The following is a 15118-nucleotide window of genomic DNA, read 5'->3' as shown; positions in this document are numbered from 1 at the left end:
CGCCCGAGGAGAGTGCCGTGCCACACGTTGCCGCAGCTGTGCTGGAACAGGGAAGCCCCGGCGCCCGGGTGCCGGTGCCGGCCGCCGCGCGCCGGGTCCCCGCACCCGAGCCGATCCGCCGTCCGCGGGGCACCGGCGCCGGTGAGCCGTGGCGGCAGGCCGGTGCGGACCTCGCCGTGTTCGTCGTGCTCTGGCTGGCCGCCGGCGCCGCGTGGCATGACGCGCTGACCGGTGCCGGGCTCACCGCCGTCGCCCTGGCCGGCGTCGGCCTCTACCGCCCGCGCCTGCACCTGAGCGTGCTCGACGACATCCCCAGGCTGCTGCTCGGCATCGGCGCGGTGACCCCCCTCGCTGTCTGGTTCACCCTGCCCGTGGCGACGTTCGAGGCGGCCATCGTGCTGTGGCCGCTCGTCGTGCTCGCCGCGATCGTGCCGGCCCGCGCGTTCGTCTACGCCTGGCTGTATCAGCGCCGCCGGCTGCTGCCCGGTGACCGCACCCTCATCGTCGGCTCCGGCGACGTCGCACTGCGCCTCGCCGAGGTGCTGCGGGCCGACCGGGCGTATGGCATCAGGCCGATCGGGCTCGTCGGCCCGCCCGCGCTCACCGCCGAAACGCTGCCGGCGCCGCTGCTCGGCCACGTCGACGACCTCGCCGGGATCGTCGCCCTGCACCGGCCGGACTGCGTCATCGTCGCCTTCCCGGGCGGTCCCGACGCGGACCTGATCGGTGTCATCCGGCAGTGGCGCCGGTCCGGCGTCACGGTGTACGTGGTGCCCCGGCTGTTCGAGCTGGCGGTGCCGGCCGCCGGCGCGGAACTGGTGCAGGGCATCGCCCTGGAACGCATGCGCCCCGACCGGATGCGCGGGCTGTACGCGGCCGCGAAGCGGGCCATCGACGTCACCGGCGCCGCGCTCGGCCTGGCGGTGGCCGGGCCGATCCTGGTGGCCTGCGCCGTCGCGGTGCGGCTGGAGTCCGGCCGGGCCGGGGTGCTCTTCCGGCAGCAGCGCATCGGCCGCGACGGCCGGCCGTTCACGATCCTCAAGTTCCGGTCGCTGACCCCGGCGACGGACCGCGAGTCGCAGGTCCGCTGGAACATCAGCACCGACGACCGGGTCGGTCCGGTGGGCCGCCTGCTGCGCAACACGTCGTTGGACGAGCTGCCCCAGCTCATCAACGTCCTGCGCGGCGACATGTCGCTCGTCGGGCCACGCCCCGAGCGCCCGTACTTCGTCGAGCAGTTCGCCCACATGTACGGCGGGTACGCCGACCGGCACCGCGCCGCCGCGGGTATCACCGGCTGGGCGCAGATTCACGGCCTGCGCGGCGACACCTCGATCGCCGACCGGGTCCGCTACGACAACTACTATATCGAGAACTGGTCGGTCGCCCTCGACCTCAAGATCATGGTCCGGACCGTCGGCGCGCTGCTCGGCCTGGCCCGGCGATGGCGATGACGGCGCCGACCCGAGGTGCGGCGGCGCACGCGGCCACGCTGCCGCTGCGGGTCGCGCTGGCCCCGCTGGCGTGGGCGCTGGCCGCCGCCGGCTGGGCGGCCCGCCGGCCGAGCTGCCTGATCGCCGCCGCGCTGCTCCTGGTCTGCCTGCCCAGCGACCTCCAGGCAGCGGGCGGGGGCGGGCGGATCACCGTCGCCGACGTCGCCGCCGCAGTCGCGGTCGCCGCGGCGCTGTGGCGTTGCCTGCGCGACGGCGCCGCACCCGCGCCGCTCGGCCTGCTGCCCTTCGGGGCAGTGGTGCTGTCGGTGGCCGCGGCCACCGTGATCGCCGCCGACCCGGCCGCGAGCCTGGTCGGTTTCGTGCGCTACACCGAACTCTTCGTCCTCATCCCGGTCGCCGTGGCCATGGCGCTGCGGGACCGGTTCGACGTGCTGCTGGTCGCCGGAGCGTTCGTCGCCGTCACGGTCGCGGAGGGCGCCGTCGGGGTCCGGCAATCGGCGACGAACACCGGCGCCTCCTACGCGGGCCAGTACGTCCGCGCCATCGGCACGTTCGGCGCCGAACAGGTCATGGCGCTCGGCGCCCTGGTCGGCTACGGCGTCATCGTCACCCTCGCCCTCGGGCTGGCCACGCGCGGGCGCACCCGCGCCGCCCTCGTCGGCACCGCGGCGCTGCTGGTGCTGCCGCTGGGCTTCTCGCTCAGCCGGGGCGCCTGGATCGCCACCGCCTGCGCGGTCGTGGTGCAGCTCTTCGTCTTCAGCCGGCGGCTCGGCGTCGCCACCGTCGCCACCGCCGCGTTCGTGGTCGGTCTCCTGGTCAGCGGCGTCGGCCCGGCCTCGTTCACGCTCGACGAGCGGGTCACCAGCATTGCGTCCTCCGGCTCGGCGCCCGACCGCTCCGTGCGGGACCGGTACGCGCTGTGGGGCACCGCGATCGGCATCTGGGCCGACCACCCCGTCCTCGGCGTCGGCCTCAAGGACTTCGCCGCGGCCCGCGACACGTACGCGCCGATGTCGCTGTCCGCCGGCAGCGACGTCGACGACCCGCAGGCCGGCTTCCGCCGCCAGCCGCTGCTGTCCGCGCACAACCAGTACCTGATGGTCCTGGCGGAGCAGGGCACCGTCGGCGCCCTCGCGTTCGGCTCGCTGCTCGGCACGCTCACCGCCGGCGCGTTCCGGCGCCGGGCGGCCTTTGCTTCGGGGCCGCCGGGCACCGACACGCGCTTCCTGGACCTGGTGGCGCCCGGCGTCATGGTCTGGACGCTCATCGACTTCAGCTACGGCGACATCGGCGCCGGGCCGACCGGCGTCCTGCTCGCCGTCCTGCTGGGCCTGGTCGCCCGCCGCGCGGTCATCGTGCCGCGGACATTCCCGCCGGAGGTGCCGCGATGACCGCGGCCACGCCGCAACTCGCCGCGCGGGGGACCCTCGTCACCGCCGCGCTGATCACCGTCGCCATCACTGTCTCCGGCTCGGGGCTCGGCCTGATCCGGGACGTGCTGCTGGCGCGGTTCTTCGGCGCGGGCGGCGCCACCGACGCGTTCCTGGTCGCCTGGACGGTGCCGGAGACGGCGTTCTGCCTGGTCGTCGAGGGTGCCATGTCGCTGGTCATGGTGCCGCTGTTCAGCCGGACCCTCGCGCAGCAGGGCTCGGTGCGGGACCTGGTCGCGGCGACGCTGCCCCGCGTCACGGTGGCGCTGCTCATCGCGTCGGCGGCGGTGCTGCTCGGCGCGCCGCTGCTGGTCCGCGCCGTCGCACCCGGCCTCGCCGACCCGGCGCTCGCCGTCACCTGCACCCGGCTGACCGCGATCACGGTGCTCGGGTTCGGCATCGCCGGCTACCTGAGCGCGGCGCTGCGGGCCCACCACGTCTTCGCCGCACCCGCCGCGATCCACCTCGCCTACAACGCCGGGATCATCGGTCTCATGTGGACACTGCACGGCCGGATCGGGGTCGTCAGTGCCGCCGCCGGGGTTGCGCTGGGCGGCGTCCTGATGGTCCTGGTGCAGCTGCCGAGCTTCGTCCGCCACGTCGGGCTGCCGCACCCGCTCCGAGTCGGGCTGCCGCACCCGCGCCGCTGGCTGCGTGGGGCGGCGCGACCGGCCGGCACGCTCGCCCTCGGCGCCGTCGCCCCCGTCGTCGTCTACACCCTCGGCCGGCAGTCGCAGGTCTACGTGGAGCGGTTCCTCGGCTCCGGACTGCCCGCCGGCGCCATCTCCCACCTGAACTACGCGCAGAAGCTCACCCAGCTGCCGATGCTGGTCGCGCTGCTGGTCTGCACGGTGACGTTCCCGACGCTGGCCCGCTGCGTCGCGGCCGGTGACCTCGCCGGCGCGCGCCGGCGGTTCGCCGCCGACCTGCGGCTGGTGACGGTGCTGATCCTGCTCGGCTCGGCGTACCTGTTCGTCTTCGCCCCGGCGGTTGTGCAGTGCCTGCTGGAGCGGGGCGCGTTCGGCGCCGCCGACACCACGTCGGTCGCCGCGATCGTGCGGGTCTCCGCGGTCGGGCTGCTGGGCCACGCGATGGTCGGGGTCGCCATCCGCCCGTACTTCGCCGACGGCGGCCGGGCCTGGCTCCCGGCCGCGGCGGTGGGTGTCGGGGTGGCGGTCAACGCCGTCGTCGCCGCGCTGACGGTCGCGCACCTCGGGGCGGCCGGGATCGCGGCCGGCAACGGCATCGGCATCACCACCGCCGCGGTGCTGCTGCTGATCGGGCTGCGCCGCCGCGACCTGGCCGTCCCGCTGCGGGAGACCGCCTCGACGACGGCCCGGGCCCTCCTCGCCGCCGGCGTGGCCGCCGGGGCCGGCTGGCTGGCCGGGCGGCTGCTGGCAGACCTCGGGTCCACTGTGGTCAGTGTCGCCGGCGGTGTCGTCGTGCTCGGCACGTTCGCGGTGGTGGCCCGGCTGGTGGGGTTCGACGAGATCGGCGCGCTGGTCCCAGAGCTGAAACGGAGGGTCCGCCGTGCGCCGTGACCTGGTGCTGATGTACCACTCGGTGGAGCAGTGCGACCACGACCCGTTCCAGGTGACCGTGCGGCCGGACCGGTTCGCCGGGCAGCTGCGCTGGCTGCGCCGGGCCGGGTGGCGCGGCGTCGCGATGCGGGACCTGCTGCGGGCGCGGGCGGCCGGCACCGCCGACCGGCTCGTCGGGCTCACGTTCGACGACGGCTACGCCGACTTCGTCACCGAGGTGATGCCGCTGCTGGCCCGGCACGGCTTCACCGCGACGGTGTTCGTCCTGGCCGGCCGGCTCGGCGGCGACAACGCCTGGGACCGGCCCGGTCCGCGCAAGGCGCTGATGACCGCCGCCGACGTGCGCCGGGCCGCCGACGCCGGTCTGGAGATCGGCTCGCACGGCCTGCTGCACCGGCCGCTGCCGGCGGCCGACCCTGCGGCGCTGGCCGCCGAGGTCGGCACGAGCCGGGCGGCCCTCAGCGCGCTCTGCGGCCAGGACGTCCCCGGGTTCTGCTACCCGTACGGCCAGGTCGGCGCCCGCGAGGTGGCGGCGGTCAAGGCGGCCGGGTACGAGTACGCCTGCGCGGTCGGGCGCTCCACGTTGGACAGCCGGTACGCGGTGCCCAGGGTCTTCGTCGGCGACCGCGACGGTCCCACGCGGCTGGCCGCCAAGTGGCTGCGGCACCGGATCACCGCCGGGGGTGCGCGATGAGGGTCCTGCACGTCATCACCGGCCTCGGTGTCGGCGGCGCCGAACACCAGCTGCGCCTGGTGCTGCCCCGGCTGGCCGCCGACCCGGCGGTCGTCACGCTGACCAACCCGGGGCCGGTCGCGGCCGCGATCCGCGCGGCCGGGTTCCCGGTGCACGACCTCGGCATGCGGGGCAACCGCGACCTGACCGCGGTCCCGCGTCTCGCCGCGTTCATCCGCGCCGGCCGCTTCGACGTGGTCCACACCCACCTGTACCGCGCCTGCGTGTACGGGCGGATCGCGGCCCGCCTGGCCGGGGTCCGGGCCGTCGTGGCGACCGAACACTCCCTCGGCGACGGGATCATCGAGGCCCGCCCGACCACGGCCGCCGTCCGGGCGCTGTACCTGGCCGCCGAACGCCTCGGGCGGGTCACCGTCGCGGTGTCCGAGGCGGTCCGGCAGCGCCTCGTCGCGTGGGCCGTGCCGGACCGCCGGATCACGGTGATCCCCAACGGCATCGACCCGGCCGAACTGCGCCACGACCCCGCGCTGCGCCTCCAGACCCGGGCCCGGCTCGGCATCCCCGCCCGGGCCCGGGTCGTCGGCGGGGTCGGGCGGCTGGAGCCCACCAAGCGGTTCGACGTTCTCGTGCGCGCGGTCGCGGCGCTGCCGGACACCACGCTGCTGCTGGCCGGCGACGGACCGGCCCGCGCCAGGCTCGCCGCCCTGGCCGGCGAGCTGGGCATCGCCGACCGGGTCGCCTTCGCCGGCGGCCTGCCGCACGCCCGCGCCGCGCTCTGCGCGATGGACGTGTTCGCCTCGCCCTCACCGCAGGAGACGTTCGGGATGGCGGTCGTCGAGGCCCTGGCCGCCGGGCTGCCCGTGGTGTACGTGAGCTGCCCGCCCCTCGAAGCCCGCCCCGATCCGGCGGCGCGGCGCGTGCCCGCGACGCCGGACGCGCTGCGCGACGCCGTGCGGGCCGCCCTCGCCCGGCCCGGCGGCGCGGCGCCGGAGACCCTCGCCGAGCACGACATCGGCCGCGTCGCCGGTGCCCTGGACCAGTTGTACGCACGGCTTGTGCGGCCGGATCGAGTTTGGAGCCGAACGACATGAGCAGCACGCCATCGACGATCCTGGCCCGGCTGGTGCGCCGGTTCGGCCTGCTCGTGGTCGTCACCGCCCTCGGGGCCGGCACCGGCGGGATCTACGGCCAGGTCAAGACCCCGACGTACCGGGCGCAGGCCTACGTCGTGCTCACCGCGGAGCCCGGCGAGTCGTTCGCGGCGGTCAACTTCGCCCAGGCGTACGGCCGGATCGTCACCAACGGGCCGGTCACCGACGCGGCGGCGACCGCGCTCGGCTCCCGCGACGGGCTGTCGACCGTGACCGCGACGACGTCACCGGACGCACCGGTCATCGAGATCACCGCCACCGGTGCCGACGCGAAACGCACCGCCGACGTCGCGAACGCCGTGGCGAAGGCCCTCGCCGAGTACGCCACCGCACGCAAGGCCGAGACCCGGGTCACCGCATCCGTCCTGGCCCCGGCGAGCACCCCGACCGCACCGTCGTCGCCGAAACCGCCGCTGGAACTGGTCGTCGGCGCGGCCGCCGGCCTGCTCGTGGGCGGATTGGCGGCGCTGGCCGGCGCGGGCCGGACCCGGCGCGGGACCACCGCCGCCGTCGCCGCGGCCGGGCAGGACGTCGTGAGGACGCCCGTCCAGCCCGTCTGGGCGAGCGGGACCGTCGCCACCGCCCTCGTGCCGGTGCCGCCGGACGCCGCCGCCGACCCGCCGCCACCGTTGCCGCCCGGCATGAGCTGGCCGCCGATGGCCATCGCCTGGAACGCGGCGCCGCCGGAGACCTCCGCCTGGAAGGCGGCACCACCGCAGACCCCCGCCTGGAATGCGGCACCACCGCAGACCCCCGCCGCACCGCCGGACGCACCGGACGTCGTCGCGGCACCGCAGCAGCCGGCCGAGCCACCAAAGGTCATCGGCCGGGCCGTCGTCATCCGCCGGGAGTCGCTATGAACCCGTTGAGCGCAGTGGACCCCGCACCGACTGGCGTACCGCGGCCGGTCAGCGCCTGGTCGGTCGAGGTCCGCCGGGACGACACCGCCCTGGCCGAGATCCGGACCGAGTGGAACGACCTCTTCCGCCGGTGCGCCACGGCGACGCCCTTCCAGGCACACGCCTGGATCGCGTCCTGGTGGCACACATACGGGCGACCCGGCCGGCTCCGGCTGATCCTGGTGCGCCTCGACGGCCGGCTGGTGGCCGCCGCCGCGCTGCTGCGGCAACGGCGGTGGCTCTGCTCGGTGCTGACCCCGGTCGGCGGGGACCTGTCGGACTTCGCCGACGTCCTCGTCGACGAGGCACTCGCCGAACCGGCGGCCCGGGCACTCGCCGACGCCCTCGCCCAGGTCTCCGGCTGGCAGGTCGTCGACCTGCCCGAGACGCGACCCGGGTCCGTCGCGGGCACCCTGCTGGCCGAGGCGTGGCGCGGCCGGCACCACCTGGTCCCCGCCTCGCTGTGCCTGGAATTGCCCGCCCGCGACCTCGACGACCTCGTCGCCGACCTGCCCGGCCACACCCGCAAGACGGTGCGCCGCCGGGTCAACCAGCTGCGCCGGCTCGGCCTCGACGTGCGGGCCGTGACCGCGGACGAGGCCGGCCGCGCCGTCGGTGACCTGCTCGCCCTGCACGCCCGGCAGTGGCAGGGCCGCCAGGTCAACCCCGAGCACGTCCGGGCCGAGTTCGCCCGGCATCTCGGCGCGGCCACCCGCGAGATGATCGCGGACGGGCAGGCCGAGCTGTTCGAGTACCGCCTCGACGGGCAACTGGTCGCCTCGTCGCTCGCGGTCGTCGGGCGGGACCTCGTCGGCGGCTACCTGTACGGCGCCGAACCCGACCTGCGGGACCGCGCCGACATCACCACGCTGCTGCTGAGCGACACGCTGCCGCTCGCGGTCCGGCGCAGCTGCGCCACGATGAGCATGCTGCGCGGCGCCGAGCCGTACAAGCTGCGGTGGCGGCCGGTGGAGTCGGTGAACCAGCGGGTCCTGCTGGTCCGGGGCGGCAGCCCCCGGGCCCGGCTCTACGCCGCCGGGGTCCGCACCCGCCGGGCGGCGGTGCTGCTCGCCAAGCGCCACCTGCCCGGCCTGCGCGCGCTGCGGGACCGGCTGCGGCGGCGCCCGGGCGGTGGCTGACATGCGCGTCCTGCACGTCGCCCAGCCGCGCGACGGCGGGGTGGCCGGCTACGTCACCGCCGCCGGCGTCGATCAGCTGGCCCGCGGCTGGGACGTCGCCGTCGCCTGCCCGCCGGACGGCCGGCTCGCCGCCGACCTGGCCCGGACCGGCGTGCCGCACCGCTCCTGGCCGGCGACCCGCGAGCCCGGCCGGGCCACCCCGGGCGAGCTGCGCGCCCTGGCCCGGCTGGTGCGGTCGTTCCGGCCCGACGTCGTGCACCTGCACGCCGCCAAGGCCGGGCTGGCCGGCCGGCTGCACCTGCGCGGGCGGATCCCGACGCTGTTCCAGCCGCACGGCTGGTCCTGGCTCGCGGCCGGCGGGGCGCTGCGGACCGGCAGCGTCGCCTGGGAACGCGCCGCCGCCCGGTGGGCCGACCGGCTGGTCTGCGTCGGCGACGAGGAAGCGGCCCTCGGCCGGGCGGCGCGGGTCCGCGGGCGGTACACGGTCATCCGCAACGGCGTGGACCTGCAGCACTTCCGGCCGGCCGGCGACACCGCCCGCCGGGCCGCCCGCGCGCGGCTCGGCGTGCCGGCGCGGGCCCCGCTCGCCGTCTGCGTCGGGCGGCTCACCCGGCAGAAGGGCCAGGACGTGCTGCTGTCGGCGTGGGAGCAGGTCACCGCGCACTGCCCGGACGCGCGCCTCGCGCTGGTCGGCGCCGGCGACCTGCTGCCCGCCCTGCGGGCCCGATCCGGGCCCGGCGTCACCTTCGCCGGCGCCGTCACCGACGTGCGGGAATGGCTCGCCGCGGCCGACGTCGTCGCGCTGCCGTCCCGCTGGGAAGGGCTGCCGCTGACCGCCCTGGAGGCCATGGCGACCGGCCGCCCGGTCGTCGCCAGCGACATCCCGGGCATCGCCGGGATCGTCACCCCGGGGACCGGGGCGCTCGTCCCGCCGGAACGCCCGGCCCCGCTGGCCGACGCGCTGCTGCACCGGCTGCTGAACCCCGGGCCGGCCCGGGCGGAGGGCGCCGCCGCCGCCCGGCACGCCTCGGGTTTCGACGCGCGGCGCACCTACGCCGAGCTCGCCGAGCTGACCCGCTCGGTGGCCGCACCCGGCCTGTCCACGGCCGCCGCACCCGGCCTGTCCACGGCCGCCGCACCCGGCGTGTCCACGGTCGCCGCACCCGGCCGGTCAACAGTCGCCGTACCCGGGCTGTCCACAAAGGAGTCACGATGACCATGGTGTCCACATCGGACAGATCGGTCGGTGGCATCGACCTCGCCGACCCGGCGTTCTGGCGGCAGCCCGAGCCGGCCCGGCACGCGGCGTTCGCCCGGCTGCGGCGGCTCGACGCGCCGGTGTTCTTCCCCGAGCCCGGCGGCGGATTCTTCGCCCTGGTGCGGCACGCCGACGTGGTGACCGCCAGCCGCACCCCCGACGTCTTCGTCAGCCGGCACGGCGTCACCACGCCACGGCCGGCCCGGTGGGTCCGGACCGTCTTCGGCGACTCGATGGTCAACCTCGACGACCCGCGGCACCAGCAGCTGCGGTCGATCGTCGCGCGGGCGTTCACCCCCCGCGTCGTGGCCCGGATCGCCGCCGACACCGAGCGGGTCGCCGCCCGCATCGTCGACGACCTGGTCGTGGCGGGCAGCGGGTCGGGTGGCGGGCCGGGCGACTTCGTGACGGCGGTCGCGGGGCGGCTGCCGTTCGAGGTGATCTGCACGATGATGGGCATTCCCGACGGGTACCGCGGCACGCTGCTGCGCCGGATCGACTCCACCACGGAGCGGGCCGGCGTCCAGCGGGCCGGCCGCCGGCTGCGGATCCCGGGCCGCGGCATCGCCGCCCTCGCCCAGCTGCACCGCGTCGTGGCCCGGGTCGGCGCCGACCGGCGGCGGCACCCGACCGACGACCTGATCTCGGCGCTCGTCACCGCGGACGTCGCCGGCCGCCCGCTGAGCGGCCGCGAGCTCGGCTCGTTCTTCTCGCTGCTGCTGGTGGCCGGCGTGGAGACCACCCGCAACACGATCGCCCACGCGCTGCGCCTGCTGACCGCGCACCCGGACCAGCGCGAGCTGCTCCTGGCCGACTTCGACGCCAGGGCCGCCGGGTTCGTCGACGAGGTCGTCCGGCACAGCTCGCCGATCATGCAGTTCCGTCGCACCGTCGCCCGCGACCACACCCTCAACGGGTTCCCGCTGCACGCCGGCGACGAGGTCGTCATGTACTACGTGTCGGCCAACCGGGACGAGGCGGTCTTCGCCGCGCCGGACCGGTTCGACATCACCCGGACGCCCAACCCGCACGTCGGGTTCGGCGGGGGCGGTCCACATTTCTGCCTCGGCGCGTCCCTCGCGCGGCAGGAGCTGACCGTGCTCTTCCGCGAGCTGTTCACCCGGCTGCCGGACCTCCGCTCGGTCGGCGCGCCGGACCTCGTCCCGTCCAACTTCGACCACCGCGTGGCCCGGCTGGGCTTCACGTGCACCTGAGAGGGGCCGCACCGATGTCCGTGCGCAGGACCCTGCTGGCCGCCGTGACCGTGTTCGTCGCCGCGGCGACTGTCGCGTCGCTCGTCGCCGGCGCGTCGGACGACAACGACGCACCGGCAATCTGGCCGAGCACCCTGGTCGTCCCGGAGGACGGGGACGGCCCACCGGATCCGCTGGGGCAGCCGCCGGGCGGATGGGAGATCGTGTTCGGCGACGAGTTCGACGGCACCGCCCTCGACCGGGACCGCTGGGACGACCGCTCCGGTGCCGAGTCCGACGAGGGCCGCGGCAACAAGGGCAACCAGCAACTGGAATGGAACCAGGCGGCGAACTGCCAGGTGGGCGACGGCGAGCTGGTGATGACCGCCCGGCGCGAGCCACACACGTCCGCCGCGGGGGAGCGCTACGGCTGGACGTCCTGCCTGATCTCCAGCCGCTTCGCGTTCCAGCACGGGTACATCGAGGAACGCTCGATCCTGCCGGCGGCGAACGGGTTCTGGCCCGCGTTCTGGACCTGGCAGGCGCCGCAGATCGACAAGCAGGTCGAGACCGACGTGTACGAGCAGTACTCGGCCGGCAGCCGCGAGCTGCAGATGACGCAGCACTCGGGCGGGCCGGACGGCTGCCGGTGGAAGGTCCCGTTCGACCCGTCGGCGGACTGGCACACCTACGGCGTCGCGATCGAGCCGTCCGGCACCGTCTGGTACGTCGACGGGATCCAGGTCTGCCACGCCGCGGCGACCGCGGACGCGCCGACAAACATCATCTCGAACCTGGCCGTGTACGCGCAGCGCCCACCCGCCGGCGGCACGCAGCAGGCTGAGAAGCGGGTCGACCACATCCGCGCGTGGGTCCGCCGGTGACCCGGCGCTGTCAGCGCAGCCAGCCGTCGCGGCGCACGATGCGGATCGCGTCGAGCCGGTTGCGTGCGCCGGTCTTGAGGATCGCGGCGGAGATGTAGTTGCGCACCGTGCCGAGCGACAGGCTCAGCCGCTGGGCGATGTCGGCGCACGAGTCGCCCTGCATGGCGAGGCCGAGGATCTCCAGCTCCCGGGTGCTGACCGTCTTGTCCATCCGGAGCTGGGCCACCTCGAGCTGCGGGTCGACGACCCGCTCCCCGCAGGCGATCCGGCGGATCCAGCCGGCCAGGACCGGGATCTGGATGCCCTTGACCAGGAAGCTCAGCTGCGGGGCGTGCCGCCGGGGCGGCAGCGTGCCGCGCATCCCCGGATCGGAGAGCACGAGCACCCCGCAGCCGGGCGCGGCGCGGCGCAGCTCGTCGACGATCGGCAGGATCTGGCCGACCATGTAGGTGGTGTTGAACAGCACGACCTGGGCCCGGACCCGCACGCAGCACTCCGCGACCGGTCCGTCGACGTCGACCGTGCCGGCCACGACGATCCCGGGCTGATGATTGAGGAGCCGGACGAGGACACCAGGCGCCGTCGCATTGTCGAAGATGAGGAGCACGCGAATCACCGCAGTCACCCCCTACCGGCACTGGTGGGTTCGGGAGGCTTCTCTCGGCCGTACGGTAGGCGACCTGGTGCACAGTCGAATCCCAGGTTCGTGCCAACGCCGCGAACTCCCGACCGGGACCCTCGTACGCTTGCCGCATGACGGTGATCGCCAAGGTGGCCGTGATCCTGGACGCGTTCACCGCCGAGGACCGGGGGGTCGGCTTCGCCGAGCTGCAGCGGCGCACCGGGCTGGCCAAGGCGACCCTGCACCGGCTGACCGGCGAGCTGGTCGCGGCCCGGCTCCTGGAGCGGGTCGACGGCAGGTTCCATCTCAGTGGGCACCTCTTCGCGCTCGGCATGCGGGCCTCGGTGGAGCGCGGGCTGATCGAGGTGGCCACGCCGTTCCTGGAGGACCTGTACGAGCGCACCCACGAGACCGTGCACCTCGGGCTGCGGGAAGGGGCCGAGGTGGTGTACGTGGCGAAGATCGGCGGCCACCGTCAGGCGCGGGCGCCGTCCCGGCTGGGTGGGCGGATGCCGTTGCACGCGACCGCGATCGGCAAGGCGCTGCTGGCCTTCGCCCCGGCGGCGCTGCGGGCGGAGGTGCTCGACGCGCCGCTCGCCCGGCTGGCGCCGCGGACCGTGACGTCCGCGGCGATCCTGCGCCGGCAGCTCGACGAGGCGGTGCGGACGGGGGTGGCGTTCGAGGCGGAGGAGTCGGCGGTCGGGATCGTCTGCGTGGGCGCGCCGGTGCTGGACGGGCACGACGTCGCGGTGGCGGCGGTGAGCGTGGCCGGCCCGGCCACCCGCTTCGACCCCCGGCGGCACGCCGCCGCGGTCAAGGCCGCCGCCGCCGGTGTCACGGCGACCCTGGCCCGCCGCGAGGCGATCCTCGACCAGAGTTCCGGCTAGCGGAACAGTTCGGTGGCGGGCGGACGGGCCGGTCGAGCATCGTGGCCCGCATGACATCGCCTGCGGCGCAACGGCTGCTCGACGCGGCGCGAACCGCGACACCCTGCGCACCGGTCCGTGACCTCATCGGCGCGCAGGACGTCGGGGCGGCGTACGCCGTACAGCGGGAAATCACCCTCAACCGGCAGTCGCTCGGGGCCCGGACCGTCGGCCACAAGATCGGCCTGACGTCCGCGGCCGTGCAACGGCAGCTCGGGGTGGACCAGCCGGACTTCGGGGTGCTCTTCGACGACATGGACGTCAGCGCGCTCGACCCGGTGCCGGTCGGCGGGCTCCTGCAGCCGCGGATTGAGGCCGAGGTCGCGTTCCTGCTCCGCGCGGACCTGACCGGTGATCTCTCTGCGGCGGCGGTGCGGGCGGCCGTGGACGTGATGGTGCCCGCGCTGGAGATCGTCGACAGCCGGATCGCCGGGTGGGACATCAGCATCGCCGACACGATCGCCGACAACGCGTCCAGCGGCCTGTTCGTCCTCGGCGACGACCGGGTCGGCCTCGACGCGCTGGAGCCGGTGGACATCCAGATGGAGCTCAGTGTCGACGGTGCGGTCGTGTCCAAGGGCGCGGGCAGTGCCTGCCTGGGCGACCCGCTCGCCGCGCTGGCCTGGCTCGCCGCCGCCGCCCGCGACCTGGGTGACCCGCTGCTCGCCGGGCAGGTGGTGCTGTCCGGCGCGCTGGGCCCGATGGTGCCGGTGCTGCCCGGGATGCGGGTCACCGCCGCGTTCACCGGCCTGGGCACGGTCACGACCAGGTTCGGGACCGAATGATGGGCACGAAGGTGGCGATCATCGGCTCGGGCAACATCGGCACCGACCTGATGATCAAGATTCTGCGGCTGTCGAAGACCCTCGAACTCGTCGCGATGGCCGGCGTCGACCCGGCGTCCGACGGTCTGGCGCGCGCCGCCCGGCTGGGCGTCGCCACCACGGCGGAGGGGGTGGGCGGCCTGATCGAGCTGTCCGGCTTCGCGGGCGTCGACATCGTCTTCGACGCCACGTCGGCGCGGGCGCACGTCGCCAACGACGCCAGGCTCGCCGGGTCCGGCCGGACGATGATCGACCTGACCCCGGCGGCGATCGGGCCCTACGTGGTGCCCGCGGTCAACCTCGACCAGCACCTGCACGAGAGCAACGTCAACATGGTCACCTGCGGTGGGCAGGCGACCATCCCGATCGTCGCCGCCGTGTCCCGGGTGGCCGCGGTGCCCTACGCCGAGATCGTCGCGTCGATCGCCTCGAAGTCGGCCGGCCCGGGCACCAGGGCCAACATCGACGAGTTCACCGAGACCACCGCGCGGGCCATCGTCGGGGTGGGCCAGGCGGCGCGGGGCAAGGCGCTGATCGTGCTCAACCCGGCCACCCCGCCCGTCATCATGCGGGACACCGTGCTGTGCCTGGTCGACGCCCCGGACGAGCGGACGCGGGACGCGATCCGCGCGTCGGTCGAGGAGATGGTCGGCGTGGTCGCCGGATACGTGCCCGGTTACCGGCTCAAGCAGCGGGTGCAGATCGAGCCGGTGCCGGCGGACCTGCCGCTGCACACCCTTGCCGGTGCGGGCGCGGCGGTCACCCATCAGGTGTCGGTGTTCCTCGAGGTCGAGGGCGCCGCGCACTACCTGCCCGCGTACGCCGGCAACCTGGACATCATGACGTCGGCCGCGATCGCCACGGCCGAGCGCATCGCCGCCGTGCGTGCCCGGCGGGTGGCGGCATGACCGGCCCGCAGCGGAGCGAGGAGCTGGTCATCATGGGCTCAGTCTCTGGGTCAGGCCGACGCCGGAGCGCAGCGGAGGTGGCGGCATGACCGGCCCGCAGCGGAGCGAGGAGCTGGTCATCATGGGCTCAGTCTCTGGGTCAGGCCGACGCCGGAGCGCAGCGGAGGTGGCGGCGTGACCGGCCCGCAGCGGAGC

Annotated in this window: 14 protein-coding genes; 13 read left to right on the top strand and 1 reads right to left on the bottom strand. The window is 75.4% G+C overall.

Annotation, left to right across the window (positions count from 1 at the left end):
* Window positions 1-17: 17 nt before the first annotated feature.
* From ACFPIJ_RS37975 to ACFPIJ_RS37930, 10 genes are read left to right on the top strand one after another with little or no spacing between them, the layout of a single operon-like run.
* Window positions 18-1454, top strand: a complete 1437-nt coding sequence (locus tag ACFPIJ_RS37975; RefSeq protein ID WP_380122720.1) for a sugar transferase — start codon at window positions 18-20, stop codon at window positions 1452-1454.
* Window positions 1451-2845, top strand: a complete 1395-nt coding sequence (locus ACFPIJ_RS37970) for an O-antigen ligase family protein (protein WP_380122718.1) — start codon at window positions 1451-1453, stop codon at window positions 2843-2845. Before ACFPIJ_RS37975 ends, ACFPIJ_RS37970 begins: the two co-directional genes overlap by 4 nt.
* Complete coding sequence (locus tag ACFPIJ_RS37965) at window positions 2842-4425, top strand: lipid II flippase MurJ (protein WP_380122717.1); 1584 nt, start codon at window positions 2842-2844, stop codon at window positions 4423-4425. Before ACFPIJ_RS37970 ends, ACFPIJ_RS37965 begins: the two co-directional genes overlap by 4 nt.
* Complete coding sequence (locus ACFPIJ_RS37960; RefSeq protein ID WP_380122715.1) at window positions 4415-5119, top strand: polysaccharide deacetylase family protein; 705 nt, start codon at window positions 4415-4417, stop codon at window positions 5117-5119. The genes ACFPIJ_RS37965 and ACFPIJ_RS37960 overlap by 11 nt, the downstream gene beginning before the upstream one ends.
* Window positions 5116-6210, top strand: a complete 1095-nt coding sequence (locus ACFPIJ_RS37955; protein ID WP_380122714.1) for a glycosyltransferase — start codon at window positions 5116-5118, stop codon at window positions 6208-6210. The genes ACFPIJ_RS37960 and ACFPIJ_RS37955 overlap by 4 nt, the downstream gene beginning before the upstream one ends.
* The gene (locus ACFPIJ_RS37950; protein ID WP_380122712.1) at window positions 6207-7130 is read left to right on the top strand and encodes a YveK family protein; all 924 of its coding nucleotides are present in this window, start codon (window positions 6207-6209) and stop codon (window positions 7128-7130) included. The genes ACFPIJ_RS37955 and ACFPIJ_RS37950 overlap by 4 nt, the downstream gene beginning before the upstream one ends.
* Complete coding sequence (locus ACFPIJ_RS37945; protein ID WP_380122710.1) at window positions 7127-8308, top strand: GNAT family N-acetyltransferase; 1182 nt, start codon at window positions 7127-7129, stop codon at window positions 8306-8308. The genes ACFPIJ_RS37950 and ACFPIJ_RS37945 overlap by 4 nt, the downstream gene beginning before the upstream one ends.
* A 1-nt stretch (window position 8309) precedes the next feature.
* Window positions 8310-9524 carry a glycosyltransferase gene (locus ACFPIJ_RS37940; protein WP_380122708.1) on the top strand — a complete coding sequence of 405 codons (1215 nt, stop codon included), beginning with the start codon at window positions 8310-8312 and terminating at the stop codon, window positions 9522-9524.
* On the top strand, window positions 9521-10780 hold the full coding sequence (locus tag ACFPIJ_RS37935; protein WP_380122706.1) for a cytochrome P450: 1260 nt from the start codon (window positions 9521-9523) through the stop codon (window positions 10778-10780). Before ACFPIJ_RS37940 ends, ACFPIJ_RS37935 begins: the two co-directional genes overlap by 4 nt.
* A 14-nt stretch (window positions 10781-10794) precedes the next feature.
* Window positions 10795-11643, top strand: coding sequence for a glycoside hydrolase family 16 protein (locus ACFPIJ_RS37930; protein ID WP_380122704.1), 849 nt, complete (start codon window positions 10795-10797; stop codon window positions 11641-11643).
* Window positions 11644-11653: 10 nt separating this feature from the next.
* On the opposite strand, the gene ACFPIJ_RS37925 is transcribed toward ACFPIJ_RS37930, so the two are convergent.
* The gene (locus tag ACFPIJ_RS37925) at window positions 11654-12259 is read right to left on the bottom strand and encodes a helix-turn-helix transcriptional regulator (protein WP_380122703.1); all 606 of its coding nucleotides are present in this window, start codon (window positions 12257-12259) and stop codon (window positions 11654-11656) included.
* Between the two features lie 137 nt (window positions 12260-12396).
* Between ACFPIJ_RS37925 and ACFPIJ_RS37920 the strand changes: the two genes are divergently transcribed.
* Genes ACFPIJ_RS37920 through ACFPIJ_RS37910 form a run of 3 tightly spaced genes read left to right on the top strand, consistent with a single transcriptional unit; the run spans window position 12397 to window position 14923 of the window.
* Window positions 12397-13152, top strand: coding sequence for an IclR family transcriptional regulator (locus ACFPIJ_RS37920; protein WP_380122701.1), 756 nt, complete (start codon window positions 12397-12399; stop codon window positions 13150-13152).
* A gap of 50 nt (window positions 13153-13202) precedes the next feature.
* On the top strand, window positions 13203-13976 hold the full coding sequence (locus ACFPIJ_RS37915; RefSeq protein ID WP_380122699.1) for a 2-keto-4-pentenoate hydratase: 774 nt from the start codon (window positions 13203-13205) through the stop codon (window positions 13974-13976).
* Window positions 13976-14923: an acetaldehyde dehydrogenase (acetylating) gene (locus ACFPIJ_RS37910; protein ID WP_380122697.1), complete on the top strand. Its 948-nt coding sequence runs from the start codon at window positions 13976-13978 to the stop codon at window positions 14921-14923. Before ACFPIJ_RS37915 ends, ACFPIJ_RS37910 begins: the two co-directional genes overlap by 1 nt.
* Window positions 14924-15118 lie beyond the last annotated feature (195 nt).

The organism is Dactylosporangium cerinum (genome assembly GCF_042653625.1).
In the GTDB taxonomy this organism is placed as follows: Bacteria; Actinomycetota; Actinomycetes; order Mycobacteriales; family Micromonosporaceae; genus Dactylosporangium; species Dactylosporangium cerinum.
Note: the sequence above shows the minus strand (reverse complement) of the source record. Positions and strands in the feature narration are given on the sequence as shown.

Excerpts from the sequence above, each read along its gene's own strand:
- ACFPIJ_RS37970 (WP_380122718.1), top strand. The coding sequence starts at position 1,451 with ATGACGGCGCCGACCCGAGGTGCGGCGGCGCACGCGGCCACGCTGCCG.
- ACFPIJ_RS37965 (WP_380122717.1), top strand. The coding sequence starts at position 2,842 with ATGACCGCGGCCACGCCGCAACTCGCCGCGCGGGGGACCCTCGTCACC.
- ACFPIJ_RS37955 (WP_380122714.1), top strand. The coding sequence starts at position 5,116 with ATGAGGGTCCTGCACGTCATCACCGGCCTCGGTGTCGGCGGCGCCGAA.
- ACFPIJ_RS37950 (WP_380122712.1), top strand. The coding sequence starts at position 6,207 with ATGAGCAGCACGCCATCGACGATCCTGGCCCGGCTGGTGCGCCGGTTC.
- ACFPIJ_RS37945 (WP_380122710.1), top strand. The coding sequence starts at position 7,127 with ATGAACCCGTTGAGCGCAGTGGACCCCGCACCGACTGGCGTACCGCGG.
- ACFPIJ_RS37940 (WP_380122708.1), top strand. The coding sequence starts at position 8,310 with ATGCGCGTCCTGCACGTCGCCCAGCCGCGCGACGGCGGGGTGGCCGGC.
- ACFPIJ_RS37935 (WP_380122706.1), top strand. The coding sequence starts at position 9,521 with ATGACCATGGTGTCCACATCGGACAGATCGGTCGGTGGCATCGACCTC.
- ACFPIJ_RS37930 (WP_380122704.1), top strand. The coding sequence starts at position 10,795 with ATGTCCGTGCGCAGGACCCTGCTGGCCGCCGTGACCGTGTTCGTCGCC.
- ACFPIJ_RS37920 (WP_380122701.1), top strand. The coding sequence starts at position 12,397 with ATGACGGTGATCGCCAAGGTGGCCGTGATCCTGGACGCGTTCACCGCC.
- ACFPIJ_RS37915 (WP_380122699.1), top strand. The coding sequence starts at position 13,203 with ATGACATCGCCTGCGGCGCAACGGCTGCTCGACGCGGCGCGAACCGCG.
- ACFPIJ_RS37910 (WP_380122697.1), top strand. The coding sequence starts at position 13,976 with ATGGGCACGAAGGTGGCGATCATCGGCTCGGGCAACATCGGCACCGAC.